We start from the raw sequence: 21,579 nt of genomic DNA on the forward strand, positions 1-21,579 counted from the left end.
CGGAAAGACCGAAAGTCAGAAAGACGCTGCAATTTTCGCCCTCAGACTTTGTGGCTTGTAAAACGCCCGCGTCTTCCCTATTTCCAAACTTTCCGTCTTCCGGACTTTCCGACTTTCCGACTAATTCCCTATCTTTGCGGCTCATTTAACACCGTTTGCAGCGGTATCGATGGATTATGGCAAAATACAATACACTACTATACTATTGTTATTCAACAATAGGCGATGCGGAGCAATTTGCTGCCGATCACTTAAAATTCTGTAAAAGCTTAGGTTTAACCGGTCGCATCATTGTAGCCGAAGAAGGCTTGAACGGTACCGTCTCCGGCACTGCCGAAGCCTGCAGCACCTATATGGATACCCTGCATGCCGATGCACGCTTCGCCGGTATCGACTTCAAGGTAGATGAGGTGGACGAGCCGTCGTTTGTGAAAATGCACTGTCGTTATAAAACGGAGATCGTACATTCGGGCCTGCGCGATCCTAACGTGATCAACCCGCAGAAACAAACCGGCAAGCATTTGGAACCCGCTGAGTTTTTGGCCATGAAAGATCGTGACGATGTGGTGGTGCTTGATGTACGCTCTAACTATGAGCATAACCTGGGGAAATTCAAGAACGCCCTTACGCTGGATATAGAGAACTTCCGCGATTTCCCGGCCATGATCAATGAGCTGGCGCAGTATAAAGATAAAAAGATACTCACCTATTGCACCGGCGGCATCAAATGCGAAAAAGCATCGGCCCTGCTGTTGCACGAAGGTTTTACCGATGTGTACCAGTTGCACGGCGGCATCATTAAATACGGCAAGGAAGCCGGCGGCGAAGATTTCGAAGGGAAATGCTATGTGTTCGATAACCGCCTTTCGGTTGATGTGAACAGCGTGAACCCTGTGGTAATATCTACCTGCTTAAACTGCGGCAAAACCACGCCAAAGATGATCAACTGCGCCAACCCCGAGTGCAACGAACACTTTACTCAGTGCGATGAGTGCGGCACCGCCATGGATGGCTGTTGCAGCGATGCTTGCAAAGAGCACCCCCGCAAGCGTGTTTACGATGGCACGGGCTATTACGTAAAAGTGCCCCAGCCGGTAAATGTGGCAAAAAAAGGGAATTTGCAATTGGCAGATTAATATAGGATAAGCTTAGCCATCGCTAAGCTTATTTCATTTTATTCCACCCCAAAAACGTATTTTCGTACAAATATTTGGCGGCTACCTATCGCTATCAATCATCTATGCGCAAAAACGTCCTGCTGGCTTCCGTCCTGCTCTTAATGAATATTGCCTCTTTCGCGGCCGATATCAAAAGCATCGGGGTGCCTTATGTGCAAAATTACACCAAGGCGCAGTACCAAAGCGGCAACCAAAACTGGTCGGTTACGCGCGATGAGCATGGCATTATGTACTTTGGCAATGCCGAGGGTCTGCTGGCCTTCGATGGCAAATACTGGCAGCTTTACCATATGCCCAACGGCCAGATCGTGCGCTCGGTTGCTGCCGATGGCAAAGGCAAGATATACGCAGGTGGTTTCGGCGAATTTGGCTACTGGGAAGATAACAAGGCCGGCTTCTTAAAATACCACTCGCTCATTGGCCTGATAAACACCAAACAACTCCTCAACGAAGAGATATGGAAGATATACGTAGATGGCAACCGGGTCATCTTCCAGTCGTTTGGTTCGATATTCATCTACGCCGACGGAAAAATAACCGTAGTAAAAGCCCCCAAACCTTTCCTTTTCCTGCTTAAATGCAGCTCGCGCTATTTTGTGGAGGAAGTGAACGAGGGACTATTCGAGCTAAAGAACAATAAACTGGTATTTATACCCGGCAGCAAAATATTGGGCAACAGCGGGGTGCTTTCTATACTGCCCTTTAAGAATAACTGTTTCCTTATCGGCACCGCAAAAAACGGTTTGTTTATTTACAATGGCAGCCAGATTACGCCCTGGGCCAACCAGGCGAACGATTTCCTGAAAACCTACCAGCTTAACAACGGCGCGCAGATACCCGGCAAATACTTCGCCTATGGCAGTATCCTCAATGGTATTATTATCATCGATACCGCCGGCAACGTTATCCAGCATATCAACAAATCGAGCGGCTTACAAAACAATACCGTTTTAAGCCTTTATACCGATGCCGAGCAAAACCTTTGGGCCGGGCTGGATAACGGCATCGACCGCATTGAAGTAAACTCGCCGCTATACTTTTATTTCGATAAAACGGGGCGCTTTGGCACGGTGTATTCCAGCATCATCTTCAACAATAAAATATATTTGGGCACCAACCAGGGCCTGTTTTACAGCGATTGGGTAATACCCGGCAACCCGCGGCTGTTCCAGTCCTTCGATTTTAAGCTCATCCCCGGCTCGCAGGGCCAGGTGTGGGACCTCTCCCTGCAGGATGGCCGCCTGCTTTGCGGCCATAACGACGGTACCTACCAGGTAAACGGCAATGCCATCACCAAAATATCCAGCGTAAACGGCGGCTGGACCATCAAAAAACTCAACGACCATCAACTGATACAAGGCACCTACACCGGCCTGGTAATATACCGCAAGGATGCTGCCGGCAACTGGGTGTTCGACCATAAGATAGAAGGCTTCGGCGAACCCTCCCGCTATGTAGAGCAGGACAACAAGGGGCAGATATGGGTGAGCCATGCCTACAAAGGCATATACAAGCTCACCCTCAGCGCCGACCTTAAAAAGGCTACCTCGGTAAAATATTACGATGAGCACCAGGGCCTGCCCGGCAGCTATAACGTAAACGTTTTCAATTTAGATAACCGGGTGGTGTTCTCCTCAGATGTGGGCTTTTTTGTTTATGACGATATTGCCGACCGGTTCGAGAAGTACAAGCAACTTAATAGTAAGCTGGGCACATTCGCCTCGTCGGGCAAATTGATACCGGCCATTGGCAAAAAATATTGGTTTATCAACAATGGCCGCGTTTCCCTTGCCGATCTTTCCGCGCCGGGCAAGTTGGCTATCGATTCTAACCGTTTCAGCATCCTGAGCGGACAAATGGTGCAGCATTACGAAAACATCAACCTCATCAACAACTCCATCTACCTCATCAGCGTAGATGATGGCTTCGTTATCCTAAACGATGAGGATGCCCTGCTGCAAAGCCGCATCCGCAGCCCCAAAGTGCTTATCCGAAAAATAGAGAACATTACAGACCTGATTTCTTTGATGGCCGACAATGGCGCCATGCTGGATAACCTGCAAGTGCCTCATGCCGAAAACAACATCCGCATCTCTTACACCCTGCCTTATTACCGGCAAGCCAAGATAAAATTCCAGTATTATTTAGAGGGGTACTCGCGGCAATGGTCGGAATGGAGCACCCAAGGGCAAAAAGATTTTACCAACCTTGACCAGGGGACTTACCACTTTAAAGTGCGGGCGAAGATAAACGACGAGATATTGTCTGATATCACCGTGTTTACTTTCGAGGTGTCGCCGCCATGGTATGCAAGCAACGTTGCCTACGTTTTCTACGTGATATTACTAATACTGGCGTATTACGCCATCCGCGATTATTATCGCCTGAAGCTGCGCCGCCACCGGGTAGACCTACAGGAAAAGCTGCAACGCGAAAAAGAAGAGTTTTTACGGCAGGAAGCTATTGCCAACGAGCAGCATATTGTCACCATCAAAAATGAACAACTACAGGCCGATCTTGCAAGCAAAAACCGCGAACTGGCCAACAGCGCTATGAATATCGTTTACAAAAACGAACTACTGCAGAAGATAAGCGAGGAGATAAACAACTTTAAAGATAGCGCCGGCAAAAAGTTGCCCGAAGAGCAACTGAAGAAAATACACAAGGTGATTGACGAGGGCATGAGCGACGAGCGCGACTGGAACATCTTCGAGAGCAGCTTTAACGAGGCACACGAAAACTTCTTCAAAAAACTAAAACACGACCACCCCGACCTGGTACCCAACGACCTAAAACTGTGCGCCTACCTGCGCATGAACATGAGCAGCAAAGAAATGGCCTCGCTTTTAAATATTTCCCTCCGCGGGGTAGAAATAAGGCGCTACAGGCTCCGTAAAAAGCTCAACTTAGAGCATGATAAAAACCTTGTGGAGTTTCTCATCGAGCTGTAACACTACATCATTACCTCTCATACGCCTATACCCATACAACAGACTTTAAGAAGTTGTTGTAGTATGTACTTGGTACACTATTCGTATTATAATAATCTAATAGTCAGTTATTTACATTTTTCATAAAATTTCTGTGAGAAAGCGTTTTCAAAGTGATGTATTAATGTAGAGTTACATTATTTGTTAAAAATGTATTAACTCCGCAACTTCGCACTATCAAAAAAACCAATTAATCTAAGTACTTACAAATCACTACCCACTATGAAGAGAATTTATACTATCTCGGGGTTACTTCTATTGTTCACTTTTTTCTCAACTTTCGCGTTAGCTCAAAACATTATCGTAAAAGGTAAAGTTACTGATGCTAAAACAGGCGAGCCGCTTATCGGCGTAACGGTTGCGATACAAGGAACATCAACAGGTAGCCAAACCGATGTCAACGGCGCTTTTTCGTTAAACGCCGCGTCAAACGCAACTTTACAGGTCTCCTATATAGGCTACACCACACAATCGGTTGCCGTAAACGGCCAAACAAATTTAGATATCAAGCTGCAACCGTCATCAACCCAACTAGACCAGGTTGTAGTTGTAGGTTACGGTACCCAGCGCAAGCTTGATGTAACCGGTTCTGTCGCAACCGTAAAAGGCGATGACATTTCCAAACAAGCTTCGGTAAACCCCGTGTCTGCCTTACAAGGCAAGGTGGCCGGTGTACAAATTACCAACTCGGGTTCGCCCGGCGCATCGCCACAAATCAAAATACGCGGTACAGGTACCATTTACGGTAACACCAACGTGCTTTATGTAGTAGATGGTGTTTGGTATGATGATATCAGCTTCCTGGCTCCCAGCGACATTGAGAACATCAGCATCCTTAAAGATGCATCCAGCACCGCCATCTACGGTATCCGCGCAGCAAACGGCGTTGTATTGGTAAGCACCAAGCGTGGCAAAACCGGTACAGCTACCGTTAACTACAATGGCTACGCAGGCTGGCAAACCGTTACCAACCCGGTGAAAATGGCCAATGCTACCGAGTACGCTACAGCAATCAACGAATTAGCCGTTTCTAATGGCGGCTCACCTTTATTTGCCGATGCGAACAGCTTCGGCGCGGGCACCGACTGGTACAAGCAAATTTTAAGGGATGCCTTCGTAACCAACCACAACGTGTCGGTTAACGGCGGTACCGAAAAATCGAAGTACAACTTCTCGGTTGGTATGCTTGATCAGGATGGTAACGTTAAAGGCAATAACTACAAACGCTACACCGCCCGTTTAACAAACGATTACACACCTTTTACCGCTATTAAATTAGGCTACAACGTGAGCGGCTTGTACAGTAAGTCAAACGATATCCCCGGCGGTATATTCCGCCAGATGTACGCTGCAGGCCCTGTGTTGCCGGTATATTATGCCGATGGCAGCTACGGCGACCCTAACGATTATAACCTGGGCGGCGGTAACAACTTTAACCCACAGGCAACGCTCGATTTTTATAACCAGCGATCGCAGAACTACCGTTTTACCGGTAACGCGTATGCCGAGGTTAATTTCCTCAAGCACTTTAAGATCCGCACAAGCTTCGGTGGCGATATAGGCCAGGCCGAAGTGCGCAACTACACGCCTGTTTACACGGCTACGCTTGCGCAGCGCAATAACCTGAGCGTACTATCGGTAAACCGTACCGAAACCCGCAACTGGATTTGGGAAAACACCTTAACCTACGAAAACACCTTCGCTAAGGATCACAGGTTAACCGTGTTACTGGGCCATACCGCTCAGCGTTACAAATCGTACAACTTCAACGCTAGTGCACAAAACGTGCCTTACAGCAATGGCGATGCCGACCTTTACCTGTCGTTAGGTAGTACTACAGGCCGTAACGTAACCGACGGCGGTTCGTTAAACACTGCCTTATCATACTTTGCCCGTGTAAACTACGCATTTAAAGACAGGTACCTGTTGAATGCCTCTATCAGGCAGGATGGAGCTTCGCAGTTTTATGGCAACAACGTTTGGGGTTACTTCCCATCGGTGGGTGCAGGCTGGGTAATCAGCAAAGAACCTTTTATGCAGGATCAGCACATCTTCGATAACCTGAAACTGCGCGCCAGCTGGGGTAAAGTGGGTAACTCGGGCGTGCCGTTCAACCCAACTACCTTAAGCGTAACCCAGGCAGCTTACCTTACCGCAATTTTCGGTACCGGTCAGGTGCCGTACACCGGTGCAAGCGTTAACTCTGTGGTCCCCCCTGCTATCTTTTGGGAGCGCGGCGTCGGCACCGATATAGGCTTAGAGGCGGGCGTATTGAACAACCGTTTAACCTTCGAGTTGGATTACTACAACCGTAAAACACAACAGGCCATCTTCGCTATCCCTATCCTGTCATCAGTGGGTACCGGTTCGGGCACTATCATAGGCAACCAGGCCGATTTCGTGAACAAAGGCGTAGAATTCTCTGCAACCTGGAGAGGTACTGTAAACAGCGATTTCAGCTACACAGTAGGCGGCAACGTTGGCTACAACCAAAACAAAGTATTATCAACCGTAACCGGTGCCAACCCTATCTATGCAGGTGGCGGTGGCCTTGCAAACGGAGCGCTGTCAACCCGTACCGTATTGGGCAGCCCAATCGGCGAGTTTTACGGTTACCAGGTGGCAGGCATATTCCAAACTGCTGCTGAGGTTACCTCTTCGGCACAAGCCTCAAGCGCAAAACCAGGCGACTTTAAATACGTAGACCAAAACGGCGATAAAATCATCGATGGTAAAGACCGTATATCGCTTGGCGACCCTAACCCGAAATACACTTTCGGTTTAAACACCTCGTTCATTTATAAAGCCTTCGATCTGGCTATTGATGCACAGGGCGTGGCAGGCGTAAGCATCTACAATGCCAACATCGCCTACCGTTTCGGTAACGAAAACTTCAGCAAAGATTTTTACGATAACCGCTGGACAGGCGCTAACAGTACCAACACTTACCCATCAGTAAACGTTGGTTCAACTACCAACTCGGCACCAAACTCTTTCTATGTAGAAAGCGGCGCTTACGTAAGGATAAGGAACATCCAATTGGGTTACAGCCTGCCGTCGGCATTGTCTAAAACGCTGCATATGCAAAAGGTAAGGTTCTTTGCCAACGCACAAAACCCTATCAACTTCTTCAAATACAAAGGCTTTAGCCCCGAAATTGGTGGAGCACCTACAAATGCAGGTATCGATAATAACGTATATCCGTTATACGCAACTTATAACTTTGGTGTAAACGTTACTTTTTAATTGATCAAAGATGAACTTCAAAAAATATAACATGCAAAAAGTAACAGGTATTGCGCTTTTTGCAGCGGTATTAATTACTGCACAATCGTGTAAAAAATCATTCCTTGATGAGCCGCGCCAGGCAGCAACCCCGGCCGTACAGTTCTGGAAAACGCAGGACGATGCTACCAAGGCCGTAAACGCTATGTATGCCAACCTGCACGAGTGGAAGAACATCGCTTTTGCGCCTATTGCGGTGGAAAGCGTACCGTCTGACGATGCCGAAAAAGGCAGCAGCGTGAACGATGCATCGTTCTTCAACAACTTCGATAACTATACGGCATCATCTACCGATGGCCAGATTGCCGATTTCTGGGCCGGCCAGTATCAAACCATCAACTTTGCCAACCAGGTATTGGATAACGTACCCAACATCAGCATGGATGCCAACCTGAAGAACAGGTACCTGGCCGAAGCTAAGTTTATCCGCGCTTACGCCTACTTCAGGCTGGTGCGTGCTTTTGGCGATGTGCCATTGCGCCTAAACGTGCCTAAAGATGCAACTGAATACAACAAACCGCGTACGCCTAAGGCCGAGGTTTGGGCCGCCGTTGAGCAGGATTTGACCGATGCCGCCGCAACACTGCCACAAAGCTATGGCGCTGCCGATGCAGGACGTATAACTAAAGGTGCCGCGCTTGCACTGCACGCCAAAGTAGCCATGTACCAGCAAAAATGGGCCGACGTGCTTAACTATACCAACCAGGTAATGGGCCTGGGTTACTCGTTGTTCCCTAACTACGAGCAGCTGTTCCGCACCAATAACGAGAACAACTCCGAGTCGGTATTTGAGATACAGAGCGATTTGGTAAAAGGCAATGGCGATGCATCAAACTCGCAGTACTCACAAGTGCAAGGCGTAAGGGGCGCTAATGGTGGCGGCTGGGGTTTTAATGTACCAACCCTGGATTTGGCCAACGCCTATGAGCCGGGCGATCCGCGCCGCGATGCAACCATCATCTTCCGTGGCGAAACTACGCCTGAGGGCGATGCTATAGACGCAGTGGGCGATAACCCTATGTACAATCAAAAATCATACGTACCGTTCAGCCAGTGGGTAAGCGGTTTTAACGAGGGCGTGCAGCAAAACATACGCGTTATACGCTATGCTGATGTATTGCTGATGAATGCCGAAGCAGCAAACGAAACCGGCAACAGCGCGCAGGCAATTGCCTCCCTTGAACTGGTTAGGGCGCGTGCACGTGCCGGCAATGCAGCCATACTGCCAAAGGTTACCACTACCGATAAAGCAGCATTGCAGGCAGCCATCTGGAAAGAAAGGCGCGTAGAGTTTGCTATGGAATTCGACCGTTACTTCGATGTTATCCGCCAGGGACGCGGTACCGCGGTATTCGGCCCTAAAGGCTGGAAAGCAGGCAAGAACGAGGTTTGGCCCATTCCGCAGGCAGAGATAGATCTGAGTGCAGGCGTATTAACTCAAAACCCAGGTTACTAATCAATTCAAAAGAGAACGTCATGAAAAAAATTACATATAAATTGGTAGCCGTGTCGGCATTGGTGCTTGGGCTATCAGCATGCCAAAAAAAGTTCGACCCCTCTACTTATGCCCCGCCATTATCTATAGGCGGGTACACCAGCAGCAAGGAGATAGCCACAGCTAATTTGGTAGCATACTATGGTTTCAACGGCAACGCTGTGGATAGCGTATCAAACACCACCGGCACAGCAACCGGCATAGGTTATGCTGCTGGTATCAAGGGGCAGGCTTTGCAAGGCGCTACAAACGGTTATATTATAGGCACGCCCCCTGCATCGGTGGCAAGCCTTACCAGCTTCACCGTAACAGAATGGTTCAAAACGCCTCCTCCGTCAACCGGCGTAATTGGCTTGTTTTCGCTGGCTAACACCACAGGCTTTTGGGGTAACATTGAGTTTTTTATAGAAAACGGCAGTACTAACGATGCAGGTAAACTCCGCATCCATGTGTTCAACGGAACAGATGACAGGACCCTGGAGATCAATAACGCCGTAAACCTGTTCGATAAATGGAACAGCATGGCCGTTACTTACGATCAGGCTAATTCAACTGTTAGCGTTTACCTTAACGGATCGCTTTTAAAGGCAGGTACGCTTTCAGGCCTGGCAGGTCCGCTAGCACTTAAAAACGTTGGCAAGTTTGTATTCGGCACCGTTCAGTTCATGACGAGCCCGAGCCAAACATCCTCTCATGGTGCAGAGCCATGGGCAAGTTTCCTTACCGGCCAGCTTGATGAAGTAAGAGTTTACAATAAAGCCTTGAGCGCAGCAGACATTAGTGCGCTGGTAAAGCTCGAAGGCAGAGGAAAGTAATATTTGATTGGGGTTGAGGTTGTCCCGGCGTAATAACCGGGCAACCTTTTTTTATGATTTTTTAAACGCAGGCTATCAGGCTTGAGTGTTCGAAACATTGAAAGTTCGCTTCTTGTCGCTCGTATATTTGACTCACCCTGTCTGCCGACAGGCAGGCCCGACGGCACTATCGTGCGTCGACCCTCTCTGCTTCGCAAAGAGGGTGAAGAAAGAAGGGTGAACACAAACTGAAGCTAAAACCCTCTTGCAAAGCAGAGAGGGAAATAAGGGTGAAACGAATTGAAGCTAAACCCTCTTTGCGAAGCAGAGAGGGTCGGGTAGTCCCCACAGCTGTGGGGAGGGTGAGTCAACTCGCGACGCGGGCTTGCAGGATTATTTTGAACACTATTTGCTACAAAGCTGAAAAACAGAAAACAGATGAGAGATTTAAGGATTTATGCGGGGATGTACTTATCGTTATTGCTTTTTGCCTGTGGTAAAGGCAGTTCCCCTACGCCGGCCCCGCCGGTACCGCCGGTTACAACATCCTTCAGCTTCAATACGCTGAAAGTAGACGGTGTTGTTAGTGGCTTTACTTACAATAATGTTAGCCAGGCACCTTCTATCGAAGTTTCGTTTCTGGCAGCTGTTGACCACAATTCGGTTAGCAACGCATTAACGCTGAAGGACCGCAGTGGCGCTATAGCACCCTACATGGTCACCTACAAAAACAGTGATAGCACCATTGTTGTTTCGCCTACCCTCAATGCTATTCAAAAATATACGCTTAGTATTACAACGGCATTAAAGTCGACCAAGGGCGGCTACCTGCAATCGGGTATAGACGTTAGTCTGGTTACCGCTATCGATGCTAACGATAAGTTCCCTACGATAAGCGACGATGCTTTGCTTGATCTGGTACAGAAACAAACAGTTAAGTACTTTTACGATTTTGGGCACCCCACCAGTGGCCTTGCCCGCGAACGCAACACCAATGGCGACGTGGTTACCACCGGCGGCAGCGGCTTTGGCATAATGGGCATGGTGGCCGCAGTAAATCGTGGCTTCATCACTCGTGCCGATGGTTTGGCTCGTATGCAAAAGATAGTCGGCTTTTTGAAAACCAAGGCGGTTACCTTCCATGGCGCGTTCCCGCATTGGCTAAACGGCGCAACCGGGGCAGTACAACCCTTTAGCAATTTAGATAATGGCGCTGATTTGGTGGAGACCGCTTTCCTGATGGAGGGTCTGCTTACTGCACGCCAATACTACAGCGGCGCAGGCAGCGATGAAACTACCCTGCGTGCCGATATCACCACGCTGTACAATAACGTAGAGTGGGACTGGTTTAGGCAGGGCGGACAAAACGTGCTGTACTGGCACTGGAGCCCCAGCAACGGATGGGCCATTAACATGAAGATCACAGGATGGAACGAGGCATTGGTAGTGTACGCACTTGCGGCCTCCTCCCCTACGCATGGCATCCCCAAAGAAGTTTATGACAATGGCTGGGCGAGCAACGGCAGCATTAAAAACGGCAACACCTACTATGGCGTAAAACTACCTTTAGGCCCTCCACAGGCGGGACCGTTGTTTTTTGAGCATTACTCCTTCCTGGGCATAAACCCAACCGGCCTGGCCGATGCCTACGCCAATTACGAGGACCAGGCCAAGGCGCATAGCCTCATCAATTACAATTACTGCGTAGCCAACCCCAATAGCAACACCGGCTACGGCGTAAACTGCTGGGGCCTTACCGCAAGCGATATCGAAAATGGCTACACCGCAAGCTCGCCCACTAACGATGTTGGGGTAATATCACCAACTGCGGCTATATCTTCCCTGCCATATACGCCCACACAATCAATGGCGGCCCTCCGCTTTTTTTATTACAAACTGGGCGATAAGCTATGGGGCGATTATGGCTTCAAAGATGCTTTCAACCTCACCAACCCATGGTTTGCCAGCTCGTATCTGGCGATAGACCAGGGGCCGGAAATCGTGATGATAGAGAACTACCGCAGCGGCTTGCTCTGGAACTTATTCATGAGCTGCCCCGAAATTAAAACCGGCATGAAAGGGCTTGGCTTTACCAGCCCCAATTTATAACACTATAAACAGAAGAAATGAAGAAATTATACCTCCTGTCGTTGCTTTCCTTAATGGCAACAGGCAGCTTTGCCCAAAAAGTCAACAAGGTTGCCGATGGCATCAAGCCGGTAGGCATTATCAAAAACCTGAGCGATAGCGCCCTGTTAGACGTGGTACAACGCCAAACATTCCGTTACTTTTGGGATTTTGGCCACCCCACCAGCGGCCTGGCCCGCGAACGCAGCAACGTAGCCTTCGATTACGGCAACGAAGTAGTAACCACCGGCGGCAGCGGTTTCGGCATTATGGCGCTGATTGCCGCCGACCACCGCAAATTCGTTACGCACGAGCAGGCGGTTGACCGCATGACCAAAATGGTAGATTTTTTGTGGAAGGCCGATGCTTACCACGGCGTGTTCCCGCATTGGCTCAATGGCGAAACAGGCAAAACCATCCGCTTTGGCCGTAAAGATGATGGCGGCGATCTGGTAGAGACCTCGTACCTGTTCCAGGGCCTTATCTGCGCCAAGCAATACTTTACCGCCAACACCCCAAAAGAACGCCACATACGCGATGTGATCAGCTGGATGTGGGGCGAGATAGAATGGAGCTGGTACACCCAGGGCGGCCGCGATAACCTGTACTGGCACTGGAGCCCTAACAACGGCTGGGTGATGAATTTCCCTATCCGTGGCTTCAACGAATGTTTAATTACCTACATCCTTGCCGAAAGTGGCGACCGCTACCCGGTTAGCGCCGATGTTTACCACCGCGGCTGGGCGCAAAGCGATTTCTTTAAGAACGGGCAAACCTTTTATGGCTATAAACTGCCCCTGGGTTTCGACTACGGCGGCCCGCTGTTCTTTTCGCAATACTCGTTCATGGGCCTCAACCCAACCGGGCTTAAAGATCGCTACGCCGACTACTGGGAACAAAATCTTAACCACACGCTCATCAACCGCGCTTATTGCCTGGATAACCCCAAAAAGTTCAAAGGCTATGGCGAAAATTGCTGGGGCCTTACCGCCAGCGATAACTACGAGGGTTACAATGCCCACTCGCCCACCAACGATCTGGGGGTAATATCGCCAACGGCGGCCATATCGGCATTCCCTTATACACCTAAATATTCGATGCAGGCCCTGCGCCATTTCTATTATGATCTGGGCGATAAGATTTGGGGCGAATACGGCTTTACCGATGCTTTTAGCGAGCAGAAAGATTGGTACGGAAAATCGTACCTGGCGATAGACCAGGGTCCGCAGGTAGTAATGATTGAGAACTACCGCAGCGGCTTGCTCTGGAAGCTTTTTATGAGCGCGCCCGAGGTGCAGCAGGGCCTTAAAAAACTCGATTTCAAAAGCCCGTATATTGGCAAAAATTAGGGGCTTGTCATGCTGAGGAACGAAGCATCTATTAACCGACTTGCAAATCGGATACGCATTGTGGCTAGTAGATTCTTCGCTATCGCTCAGAATGACAAAATAGAAAGTATTTGTTAGGAGCAAGAACGAAGCATCTGTTGGACGAGACATACCTAAAGTTTATAGCAAGCGCAAAATATTTTGGGGGCGCGGTGGGAATAAAGTATAATTTATTTACGTTTACATAGATACCCGACGTACTTGGAAAATAAAAAAACGTCATGCCGAATTTATTTCGGCACCCCACACGGCGGGAAGCCAGCTTACAAAGCCGTTAAGCACGGTGGCAACTTTTATGATGGGGTACTGAAACAAGTTCAGCATGACGGTGGTTGTTTTTTCCGGGGCGTGGATATACGCAACACCTTAAACTGATACTATGACTTTGAAGAAGATATTGATTACAGGGATGCTGGGCATATTATGCCTGGCATCGCCTTTTTTTGCCGCTGCGCAGGTAAACTCCGCTTTCGACAGGGGTTCGTTCATCAACAAAACAGATACCCTGCCCTACCGCATCCTGTTCCCCAAAAAATTCAATCCCAAGCAAAAGTATGCGCTCATCTTCGTACTGCATGGTGCAGGCGAGCGCGGTAACGATAACGATGTGCAACTTGCCTATGGGCCAAAATTGTTCCTGGATGATACCATCCGCAAAAAGTACCCGGCTATTGTAGTTTACCCGCAATGCCCCAAAAGCAGTTTCTGGAGCAATGTAAAGGCAGATACAACCGCGACAGGTAAATGGCAGTTCCATTTTCAGGAGGGTGGCGAGCCTACCGCTGCCATGAGCGCGCTGCTGGCCCTGGTAGACCAAATGCTGGAGAAGCCATACATCAATAAAAAGCAGGTGTACATCGGCGGCCTGTCTATGGGCGGCATGGGTACCTTTGAGATATTGCGGCGCAAGCCCAAAACGTTCGCGGCGGCCTTTGCCATCTGCGGCGGCGATAACACCAACAACGCTAAAATCTACGCCAAAAAAGTGCCGATGTGGATATTCCACGGGGCCAAGGATAACGTGGTACCGCCGGATCATTCGGAGGTAATGGTAGCAGCACTTAAAGAAGCCGGCGCAACCCCTAAATACACCGTGTACCCCAACGATGGCCATAACAGTTGGGACGATGCCTTCGCAGAGCCGGATCTGATACCCTGGCTATTCTCGCATAGTAAATAAAAAAGGATGAATTAGGAAGGCTGGAAATTCCTGGAAATTTATAGCTGAAACAGGTGCGATTTATTGGAAAAAGCTGGAATTTTTTTTCGGTCAAAAAGTGTATTTTTGGGGTAAAAACGCCATTGCATGCAAATTTGGCCGTTTTGAGTTCCGCAGGAAAATCACCCAAAAAACTAAGAAAAACACCGAAAAACCTCCGAAAAACTCGGATTTTTTACGGTTTTTTGGCAAATTTTTACCTGCAGCGGCTGACGAAAATCGACAGTAGGCTTCTGCCGGTCCGACCCAATTCCATCGAATTTTTCCGACATTTCTATAAAATAACCCTGGAAAATTATGGCGGGTATGTGCCCTAGATAATCTTGCGTTCGTAAGCGTATTTAAGCAGGCCCACGACGGTTTGGGTATTGGTTTTTCGCAGGATGTTCTTTCGGTGGGTTTCTACGGTGCGCTCGCTAATGAACAGTAGGTCGGCAATTTTCTTGTTGCCAAAATCCTGCTCTATCATCCTGATGATCTCTATCTCCCTATCCGTAAGCCGCGATTCCTCCTGGTTACGCTTGAACGATTTCATCAGCTGTAAGGTAATATCCGGCCCGAAATAGTTTTGCCCGGATGCCACTTTGCCCAGCGCCTCAACCAGTTCCTGCTTGCCGGTGTTCTTGAGGATGTAGCCGCTTACGCCTGCATCTATCATCTCGGCCACCACCTGGCTCTCGCTGAACATGGACAGCGCCAGCACCTTTACCTGCGGGTATTTCTTTTTCACCAGTCGGGTAAATTCTATGCCGCTCATCTCGGGCATGCTCACATCGGTAAGCAAAATATCGGGCATAAGCTCTGCAAACCTATCCAGTGCACGTGGCGCGCTGGTACTTTCGCCTATTACCTCAAAACCCGGTATGGTACTGATGATGAGTTTCAACCCGTCGATAACCATCTGGTGGTCGTCTACAATAAAAATACTTTTAGCGCTCATAATTTATGGTAAAGGTATCAAAATTGCCACCAGTGTCCCCATCCCCGGCGACGATGATATATCTACGGTTCCTTTTAAATACGCAACCCTGGTAAGGATATTCTTGATGCCTATGCCACCGATTTCTCCGCGACGGTTGCTGTCGAACCCTACCCCATTATCTTCAATGGTTACCGATAACTCGTGTCCGTCCATCATTACCTGTATATCCAACTGCGTTGCCTTTGCGTGCTTTAGCACATTGTTTACCGTTTCCTGTATCACCCGGTAAAGCACCACCTCTACGCTGTTATCCAGCCTGTTTTCCAGTCCGGCAATTTGCAGTACAATCTTCAGTCGCTGCGAATCTATCTTATCCACAAAATCGCGCAGGGCTGTTGCCAGGCCCATCTTCAATAGCACATCGGGCATCATCTGGTGGGCAATGTCGCGTACCTCGTTACAACCTTCATCAACCATGTCCATTATTTTGGCGGCAAGGGCCAGGCTGGCCGGGTCGGTAAGTTTTATGAGCTCCAGCAGGGTATCCAAATTCATGCGCGTTGCCGATAGCAGCTGCCCCACGCCATCGTGCAAATCGCCGGCTATGCGCCGCCGCTCATCCTCTTCGGCATCTATAATGCCTTTGGTAGCCATCTCTTGCCGCTTTATTATCCCTTCCTGCAAAATGGCCGTTTGCCTAAGCTGGTAGCGGTTGTAAAGCAGGTAGCCCATTGCAACGGAAAAGATAAATATAGCGCAAATCAGGCCGATTGCACTAACGCGATTTCCCGTTAATACCAGTGGTGAATATAATGTAGATATTGCGATATACATGGCTTAAGCTGCAAGCTGCGATGTCATCGGCATCCTCAAATGCTTATGTTTGATACTCCACCCCAGTAGCATAAAGCTAAAGCCCGGAAAGTTTAATAGCTATACCGTATTGCAGGTATTTATTCGCGCGTTAATTCACCACCGGTTCATCGCCATTGGCTTCCTCACTATTGGTTATGTCGCGGTCGGCATTGAGGGCGGTGGAGGGTTCATCCTCGCTCAGGGTAGTTTCGATACCCTCCATATCGGCCACGGCATCATCAGTGTTGACGATTTTGTTGGACTCTTCGTTGTTGGTGATCACATCCTGTTCAGCGGCATCTACTTTCGGGTCGCCGGTTGGGTGCTGTATGGGGGATTTGTCTTTAGGCTCGCTCATGGGTTCTGTTATTTTTAAGGATAACAGGTGGTGGCCGGGTATGTTTGGTACAAGGCTAAACACTGCTTCCTCCAAAAAAATCCACTGATTTTACGCCGATAATGTTTATTATTGTAATGCTTTGTAGCTATATGCCCCTAATGAAACATCCTAAGCCTGCTAAATACAGCCTGCTCTTCCTGAAAGCATTTTTATTTGGGCTTATTGTATTGCTGCCGCACCTGGCTTCGGCGCAAACAGACAATGAATTTTGGTTTGTGGTGCCCAATGTTTACGATGCCAACCGCGATTTCAATAAACCTATCGCGCTTCGTATCACTACAGCTGCGTCGCAGGCTACGGTAACGATTTCCATGCCTGCCGACCCATCATTTATACCTATTATAAAGGATATTGGCCCAAATGCTACCGCCAGCGTAGACCTTACCCCCTGGATAAACCAATTGCAAAACGCACCCGCAAATACTACTCTAAATAAAGGCTTGCTTATTAAATCAACCGCCGATATAACAGCCTATTACGAAGTGGTGAGCGGCTTTTGCAATTGCAACCCCGAGATATTTTCGCTGAAAGGAAAAAATGCGCTCGGCACGGAATTTTTTATCTCGTCTCAGTACACGTACGATGAATCTACCGCCTACAGCGCAGCTGCCAACTCTTTCGATATCGTGGCAACTAAGGATAATACCCATGTCACCATCAACCCTAAACAAAACATCGTAGGACATAACGCCGGTATCCCTTTCACCATTACGCTGAACGCCGGGCAAACTTTTTCGGCCGTAGCAACAAGCGGCGCGGCAAGCGGGCACCTGCATGGCTCGTATATATCATCAGATAATCTCATTGCCATAACCCTGAAAGATGACTTGGTGCAGGTATCCAGCTGTGCCGATCTTATTGGTGACCAGGCCGTACCAACCGACGTACTGGGCACAGAGTACATCGTTACCAGAGGATTCTTAGTACCCAACGATAATATTTATGTGATGGCGGTTGAAGATGGTACATCCATTTACATTGATGGTGGTACCGGCCCATCGGCAACGTTATCTAAAGGGCAATCGACCATATTCAATTTAACCAACACCAGCACTTACATACGATCCGACAAGAAAATATACGTTTACCATTTAACAGGCAATGGCTGCGAAGTGGGTTCGGCAGTAATCCCTAAATTGAATTGCACGGGTTCCAAATCGGTAAGTATCGTGCGGAGCAAGGATGAGTTGTTTGCTGTTTTGATAACCACCAAAAACGGCCTTCAGAATAGCTTTAGCGTCAACGGCGACAATTCGCTGATTAAAGCCAGTGATTTTTTTGTGGTGCCCGGCACAGGAGGCGCATATGTTACCTCCCGGATTGACCTCAGCAACGCAGTTAGCTCCGGCAGCGCGCTTAATTTTTCTAATTCCGCCGGGAATTTTTCGCTGGGCTTTATCAATGGAGGCACGAACAGCGGGACACTTTACGGTTTCTTTTCGGATTTTAAATCGAGCAACGTAAAAAATAGCGAGGTAGAAACCTGCCCTTCGTCGCCGGTACAATTAACGGCCTACGGCGGTGTCAGCTACAAATGGTCGCCTGCCACTGGGCTTGATAATCCGAACATCGCTAACCCAAAGGCATCGCCTGCGGTAAGTACTGATTACACCGTTGAGATAACGAGCGCCGATGGCTGCGTGGATGTTGCCAACGTGCATGTGGAAGTGAGCAGCAGCGTAACGCCTTCAGTTTCCATTGCAGCATCAGCGACTAACGTGTGCGCAGGTACTTTGGTAACATTTACAGCAACGCCGGTAAACGGCGGCGGTTCGCCCGCTTATCAATGGCGGGTAAATGGCGTAAACGCGGGCACCAACAGTGCCAGCTTCAGCAGCAGCACCCTTGCCGATAATGACAAGGTAACCTGCGTGTTGACCAGCAGCGCCCCTTGCGCCAATCCGCCCGGCGTTACCAGCAACGTTATCACCATGACGGTTAACAGCACTGCCCCGCCAACCATCAGCATTACAGCCTCAGAAAACAATATTTGCCCGGGTATATTTGTTCACTTCACCGCTACAGTAACAAACGCCGGAGCCAACGCTACTTATCAGTGGCAGGTTAATGGCCTAAACGCAGGCACCCCCAACAGCCTCACTTACGGTAGTGGCGGGTTTGCTAATGGCGACAAAGTAACCTGCACGGTAACCGTAAGCGGCACATGCCTGACACAGCAAAGCGTTACCAGTAACACCATTACCATGGTGGTAACCCAAAGCCCGCCTGTTTCGGTGAGCATAGCAGCATCGCAAAACAACATATGCGCGGGCAGCAACGTAACCTTTACGGCAACACCGGTAAACGGCGGCAGCAACCCCGTTTATCAATGGCAGGTAAACGGCGTAAACGCCGGCACTAACAGCAATACTTTCAGCAGCAGTGTGCTGGCCAATGGCGATAATGTTACCTGCATATTTACCGGCACCCCCAACCCATGCGGCACGCCGCCTGTAACCAGCAACACGGTTACCATGGTGGTTAACCCTTACCTCAGCCCCTCCGTAAGCATCGTCGCATCTACCAATAACATATGCCCGGGAGATAATATCACCTTTACGGCAACGGCTTTGAACAGCGGGGCCAACCCGGCCTACCAATGGAAGGTAAACGGCAGTAATGTGGGCAGCAACAGCGCCACATTTGCCAGCACCGCTCTGGCTAACAACGATGTAGTAACCTGCATAGTAACCAGCAATGCCCCATGCAGCGCTGCCCCAACCGCCGGTAGCAACAGCATCAGTATCATCGTAAACACGCCGGTGAGCCCTTCGGTAACCATTTCAGCATCGGGGAACAATATCTGTGCGGGCACCTCGGTTACCTTTACGGCCACACCAACCAACGGCGGCACTACGCCCATATACCAATGGCTGGTAAATGGCGCAAATACAGGCAGTAACAGCAGCACCTTCGTGAGCAGCACGCTGGCCAATAACGATGTGGTAAGCTGCCGCATAACCAGCAACGCCAAATGTGCCGTGCCTGTAACCGCAAGCAGCAATAGCATAACCATGCTTGTAAACCCTACCCGTCCGGCATCGGTTAGCATATCAGCTTCGCAAAGCACCATTTGCACCGGCGCTAACGTTACTTTTACGGCAACGCCGGTAAACGGCGGCAGCACGCCGGTTTACCAATGGAAGGTAAACGGTATTAATGCCGGCAATAATAGCAATACTTTCAGCAGCAGCGCGCTGGCCAATGGCGATAAGGTAAGCTGCTTGTTGACAAGTAATGCGCTATGTGCCACGCCGGTACCTGCTGCCAGCAACACGGTTACCATGGTAGTAAATCCCTATTTAACGCCGTCGGCAATTATCGCGGCATCAGCAACGGACATTTGCCCGGGCGAGACGGTTGGCTTTACGGCCACGGCCATAAACGGTGGCACAGCACCTGCTTACCAATGGCTGCTTAACGGCAGCAGCGTGGGCGGTAACAGCGCATCATTCGCCATCAATTCGCTTATCAGCGGCGATGTGGTGCAATGCGTTATCACCAGCAATGCCACCTGTACTACCGTGCCAACGGCCACCAGCAACAGCATCACCATAAATGTGGCCAGCCCGGTTAGCCCATCGGTAACTATAGCCAACGATGCGAACAATGTGTGCTACGGTACAACAATCACCTTTGCCGCTACGCCAACGAACGGCGGCAATAGCCCAGCTTACCAATGGCAAATAAACGGCGCAAACGCAGGCACCAACCGCAACACCTTTGCCAGCAGCACACTAGCCAATAACGATGTGGTAACCTGTAAGGTTACCAGCAATGCGCATTGCGCCGTACCGGGTATTGCCACCAGCAACAGCATCAGCATGGTAATAAACCCCATACCTGTTGTTAATGGCGGCGGCGATAAGATTATAGAGAAAGGCAATAGCGTACAACTGAGCGCAAGCACTTCGGCAGGTAAGGGCACGGATATTACCTGGAGCCCATCGGCCGGGTTAGATAACACGAAAGTACTTAACCCCACCGCCACACCTGATAAAACTACTATTTACACCTTAACGGTGCGCTCGGCAAGTGGGTGCATAAACACCGCAACTGTAAAGGTAACCGTACAGGTGCATTTGGTGATACCCAACATTTTCACGCCAAATGGCGATGGTTACAATGATAAATGGGAAATTGGCAACCTGGCAGATTACCCGGATGCATACGTTAAAGTGTTTAACCGCTGGGGGGCCGAGGTATATCACTCCGCAAAAGGCGCTGCCGATACCTGGGACGGCACCCGAAAAGGCAAACGCCTGCCATTCGGCACCTACTACTACGTTATCAACCTGGATAAAACTACGCCTGCGATAACGGGATATATTACGCTTATAAGGTAAACCGTGGCTGAAATAAATCACAAACTGAACACTCTGTACGATGTCTTAGTTGACAATTTTGCAACGCTTAAAAGTGAACTGATCGTGCTAATTGCCCAACCCAATAAAATAGAAAACACTAACAAGTTTGCTTCTTTACTTTCCGAGCTTAAAAACGCAGCATTTATAGCTCCGCTCCTTCTTCAAATTAGTTTAGCCGATGAAAAAGATGCCTGGCTAACAGATTATTTATATGCTGCGATCAATTTATTGGAAGAAAGTTCCGTTGATGACGAGTTTGATGTGCCTCGAAATTTTATCTCCAGGTTAGAAGAATGGATTATTAATAATAAGGGAGAACTTGCATGGAAGGCGGCTAATCTTTTAAAATATATGGAATCGGAGTCGGCAGAAAAAATCCAATTGAAAAAACTGGAGGAGCGGGGCAGCTTCTTCTTAACCTATGTCGAATGTATTTTGGGGCTCATGCGATACCATGAAGAGAAGTACATGCATTTAGTAGAGCAAATTGCCGGGGATGAAACGCGTGATGATCAATTGCGCGATTTTTGCAGAGGGATAATTAGCGGTTAAGGGTACA

General features: G+C 49.0%; 13 protein-coding genes. 10 read left to right on the forward strand and 3 right to left on the reverse strand.

What is annotated here, in order from left to right:
- The first annotated feature begins 176 nt into the window (after nucleotides 1–176).
- From trhO to AC1DXC_RS18005, 8 genes are all read left to right on the forward strand, one after another.
- Nucleotides 177–1,136 carry an oxygen-dependent tRNA uridine(34) hydroxylase TrhO gene (gene trhO / locus AC1DXC_RS17970; protein ID WP_477460554.1) on the forward strand — a complete coding sequence of 320 codons (960 nt, stop codon included), beginning with the start codon at nucleotides 177–179 and terminating at the stop codon, nucleotides 1,134–1,136.
- Between the two features lie 104 nt (nucleotides 1,137–1,240).
- Nucleotides 1,241–4,129, forward strand: coding sequence for a ligand-binding sensor domain-containing protein (locus tag AC1DXC_RS17975; protein WP_477460555.1), 2,889 nt, complete (start codon nucleotides 1,241–1,243; stop codon nucleotides 4,127–4,129).
- 261 nt (nucleotides 4,130–4,390) lie between these two features.
- Nucleotides 4,391–7,414: a SusC/RagA family TonB-linked outer membrane protein gene (locus tag AC1DXC_RS17980; protein ID WP_477460556.1), complete on the forward strand. Its 3,024-nt coding sequence runs from the start codon at nucleotides 4,391–4,393 to the stop codon at nucleotides 7,412–7,414.
- Nucleotides 7,415–7,424: 10 nt separating this feature from the next.
- Nucleotides 7,425–8,909, forward strand: a complete 1,485-nt coding sequence (locus AC1DXC_RS17985) for a RagB/SusD family nutrient uptake outer membrane protein (RefSeq protein WP_477460557.1) — start codon at nucleotides 7,425–7,427, stop codon at nucleotides 8,907–8,909.
- 20 nt (nucleotides 8,910–8,929) lie between these two features.
- Nucleotides 8,930–9,763, forward strand: a complete 834-nt coding sequence (locus AC1DXC_RS17990; RefSeq protein WP_477460558.1) for a LamG domain-containing protein — start codon at nucleotides 8,930–8,932, stop codon at nucleotides 9,761–9,763.
- A gap of 417 nt (nucleotides 9,764–10,180) precedes the next feature.
- On the forward strand, nucleotides 10,181–11,851 hold the full coding sequence (locus AC1DXC_RS17995; RefSeq protein WP_477460559.1) for a glucoamylase family protein: 1,671 nt from the start codon (nucleotides 10,181–10,183) through the stop codon (nucleotides 11,849–11,851).
- Nucleotides 11,852–11,868: 17 nt separating this feature from the next.
- The gene (locus tag AC1DXC_RS18000; protein WP_477460560.1) at nucleotides 11,869–13,218 is read left to right on the forward strand and encodes a glucoamylase family protein; all 1,350 of its coding nucleotides are present in this window, start codon (nucleotides 11,869–11,871) and stop codon (nucleotides 13,216–13,218) included.
- 418 nt (nucleotides 13,219–13,636) lie between these two features.
- On the forward strand, nucleotides 13,637–14,437 hold the full coding sequence (locus AC1DXC_RS18005) for a carboxylesterase family protein (protein WP_477460561.1): 801 nt from the start codon (nucleotides 13,637–13,639) through the stop codon (nucleotides 14,435–14,437).
- A 352-nt stretch (nucleotides 14,438–14,789) separates the two neighbouring features.
- Here the strand turns inward: AC1DXC_RS18005 and AC1DXC_RS18010 are convergent, their stop codons facing one another.
- From AC1DXC_RS18010 to AC1DXC_RS18020, 3 genes are all read right to left on the reverse strand, one after another.
- Nucleotides 14,790–15,416 (reverse strand): response regulator, encoded by a 627-nt coding sequence (locus AC1DXC_RS18010; RefSeq protein ID WP_477460562.1) that lies wholly within the window; start codon nucleotides 15,414–15,416, stop codon nucleotides 14,790–14,792.
- A 3-nt stretch (nucleotides 15,417–15,419) separates the two neighbouring features.
- Nucleotides 15,420–16,130, reverse strand: coding sequence for a sensor histidine kinase (locus AC1DXC_RS18015; protein ID WP_477460563.1), 711 nt, complete (start codon nucleotides 16,128–16,130; stop codon nucleotides 15,420–15,422).
- Nucleotides 16,131–16,362: 232 nt separating this feature from the next.
- Complete coding sequence (locus AC1DXC_RS18020) at nucleotides 16,363–16,611, reverse strand: hypothetical protein (protein ID WP_477460564.1); 249 nt, start codon at nucleotides 16,609–16,611, stop codon at nucleotides 16,363–16,365.
- 140 nt (nucleotides 16,612–16,751) lie between these two features.
- Here AC1DXC_RS18020 and AC1DXC_RS18025 point away from each other — a divergent pair, with 140 nt between their 5' ends.
- Nucleotides 16,752–20,999 carry a T9SS type B sorting domain-containing protein gene (locus AC1DXC_RS18025; RefSeq protein ID WP_477460565.1) on the forward strand — a complete coding sequence of 1,416 codons (4,248 nt, stop codon included), beginning with the start codon at nucleotides 16,752–16,754 and terminating at the stop codon, nucleotides 20,997–20,999.
- Between the two features lie 3 nt (nucleotides 21,000–21,002).
- Nucleotides 21,003–21,572 carry a hypothetical protein gene (locus AC1DXC_RS18030; RefSeq protein WP_477460566.1) on the forward strand — a complete coding sequence of 190 codons (570 nt, stop codon included), beginning with the start codon at nucleotides 21,003–21,005 and terminating at the stop codon, nucleotides 21,570–21,572.
- The last annotated feature ends 7 nt before the right edge of the window (nucleotides 21,573–21,579 follow it).

It is taken from the genome of Mucilaginibacter sp. P2_D11 (assembly GCF_056404435.1).

What these genes read in the sequence shown, in the direction of transcription:
- AC1DXC_RS18000 (WP_477460560.1), top strand. Translation starts at nt 11,869, where the DNA reads ATGAAGAAATTATACCTCCTGTCGTTGCTTTCCTTAATGGCAACAGGC.
- AC1DXC_RS17995 (WP_477460559.1), top strand. Translation starts at nt 10,181, where the DNA reads ATGAGAGATTTAAGGATTTATGCGGGGATGTACTTATCGTTATTGCTT.
- AC1DXC_RS17975 (WP_477460555.1), top strand. Translation starts at nt 1,241, where the DNA reads ATGCGCAAAAACGTCCTGCTGGCTTCCGTCCTGCTCTTAATGAATATT.
- AC1DXC_RS17985 (WP_477460557.1), top strand. Translation starts at nt 7,425, where the DNA reads ATGAACTTCAAAAAATATAACATGCAAAAAGTAACAGGTATTGCGCTT.
- AC1DXC_RS18020 (WP_477460564.1), bottom strand. Translation starts at nt 16,611, where the DNA reads ATGAGCGAGCCTAAAGACAAATCCCCCATACAGCACCCAACCGGCGAC.
- trhO (WP_477460554.1), top strand. Translation starts at nt 177, where the DNA reads ATGGCAAAATACAATACACTACTATACTATTGTTATTCAACAATAGGC.
- AC1DXC_RS18015 (WP_477460563.1), bottom strand. Translation starts at nt 16,130, where the DNA reads ATGGGCTACCTGCTTTACAACCGCTACCAGCTTAGGCAAACGGCCATT.
- AC1DXC_RS18025 (WP_477460565.1), top strand. Translation starts at nt 16,752, where the DNA reads ATGAAACATCCTAAGCCTGCTAAATACAGCCTGCTCTTCCTGAAAGCA.
- AC1DXC_RS17990 (WP_477460558.1), top strand. Translation starts at nt 8,930, where the DNA reads ATGAAAAAAATTACATATAAATTGGTAGCCGTGTCGGCATTGGTGCTT.
- AC1DXC_RS18005 (WP_477460561.1), top strand. Translation starts at nt 13,637, where the DNA reads ATGACTTTGAAGAAGATATTGATTACAGGGATGCTGGGCATATTATGC.
- AC1DXC_RS18010 (WP_477460562.1), bottom strand. Translation starts at nt 15,416, where the DNA reads ATGAGCGCTAAAAGTATTTTTATTGTAGACGACCACCAGATGGTTATC.
- AC1DXC_RS17980 (WP_477460556.1), top strand. Translation starts at nt 4,391, where the DNA reads ATGAAGAGAATTTATACTATCTCGGGGTTACTTCTATTGTTCACTTTT.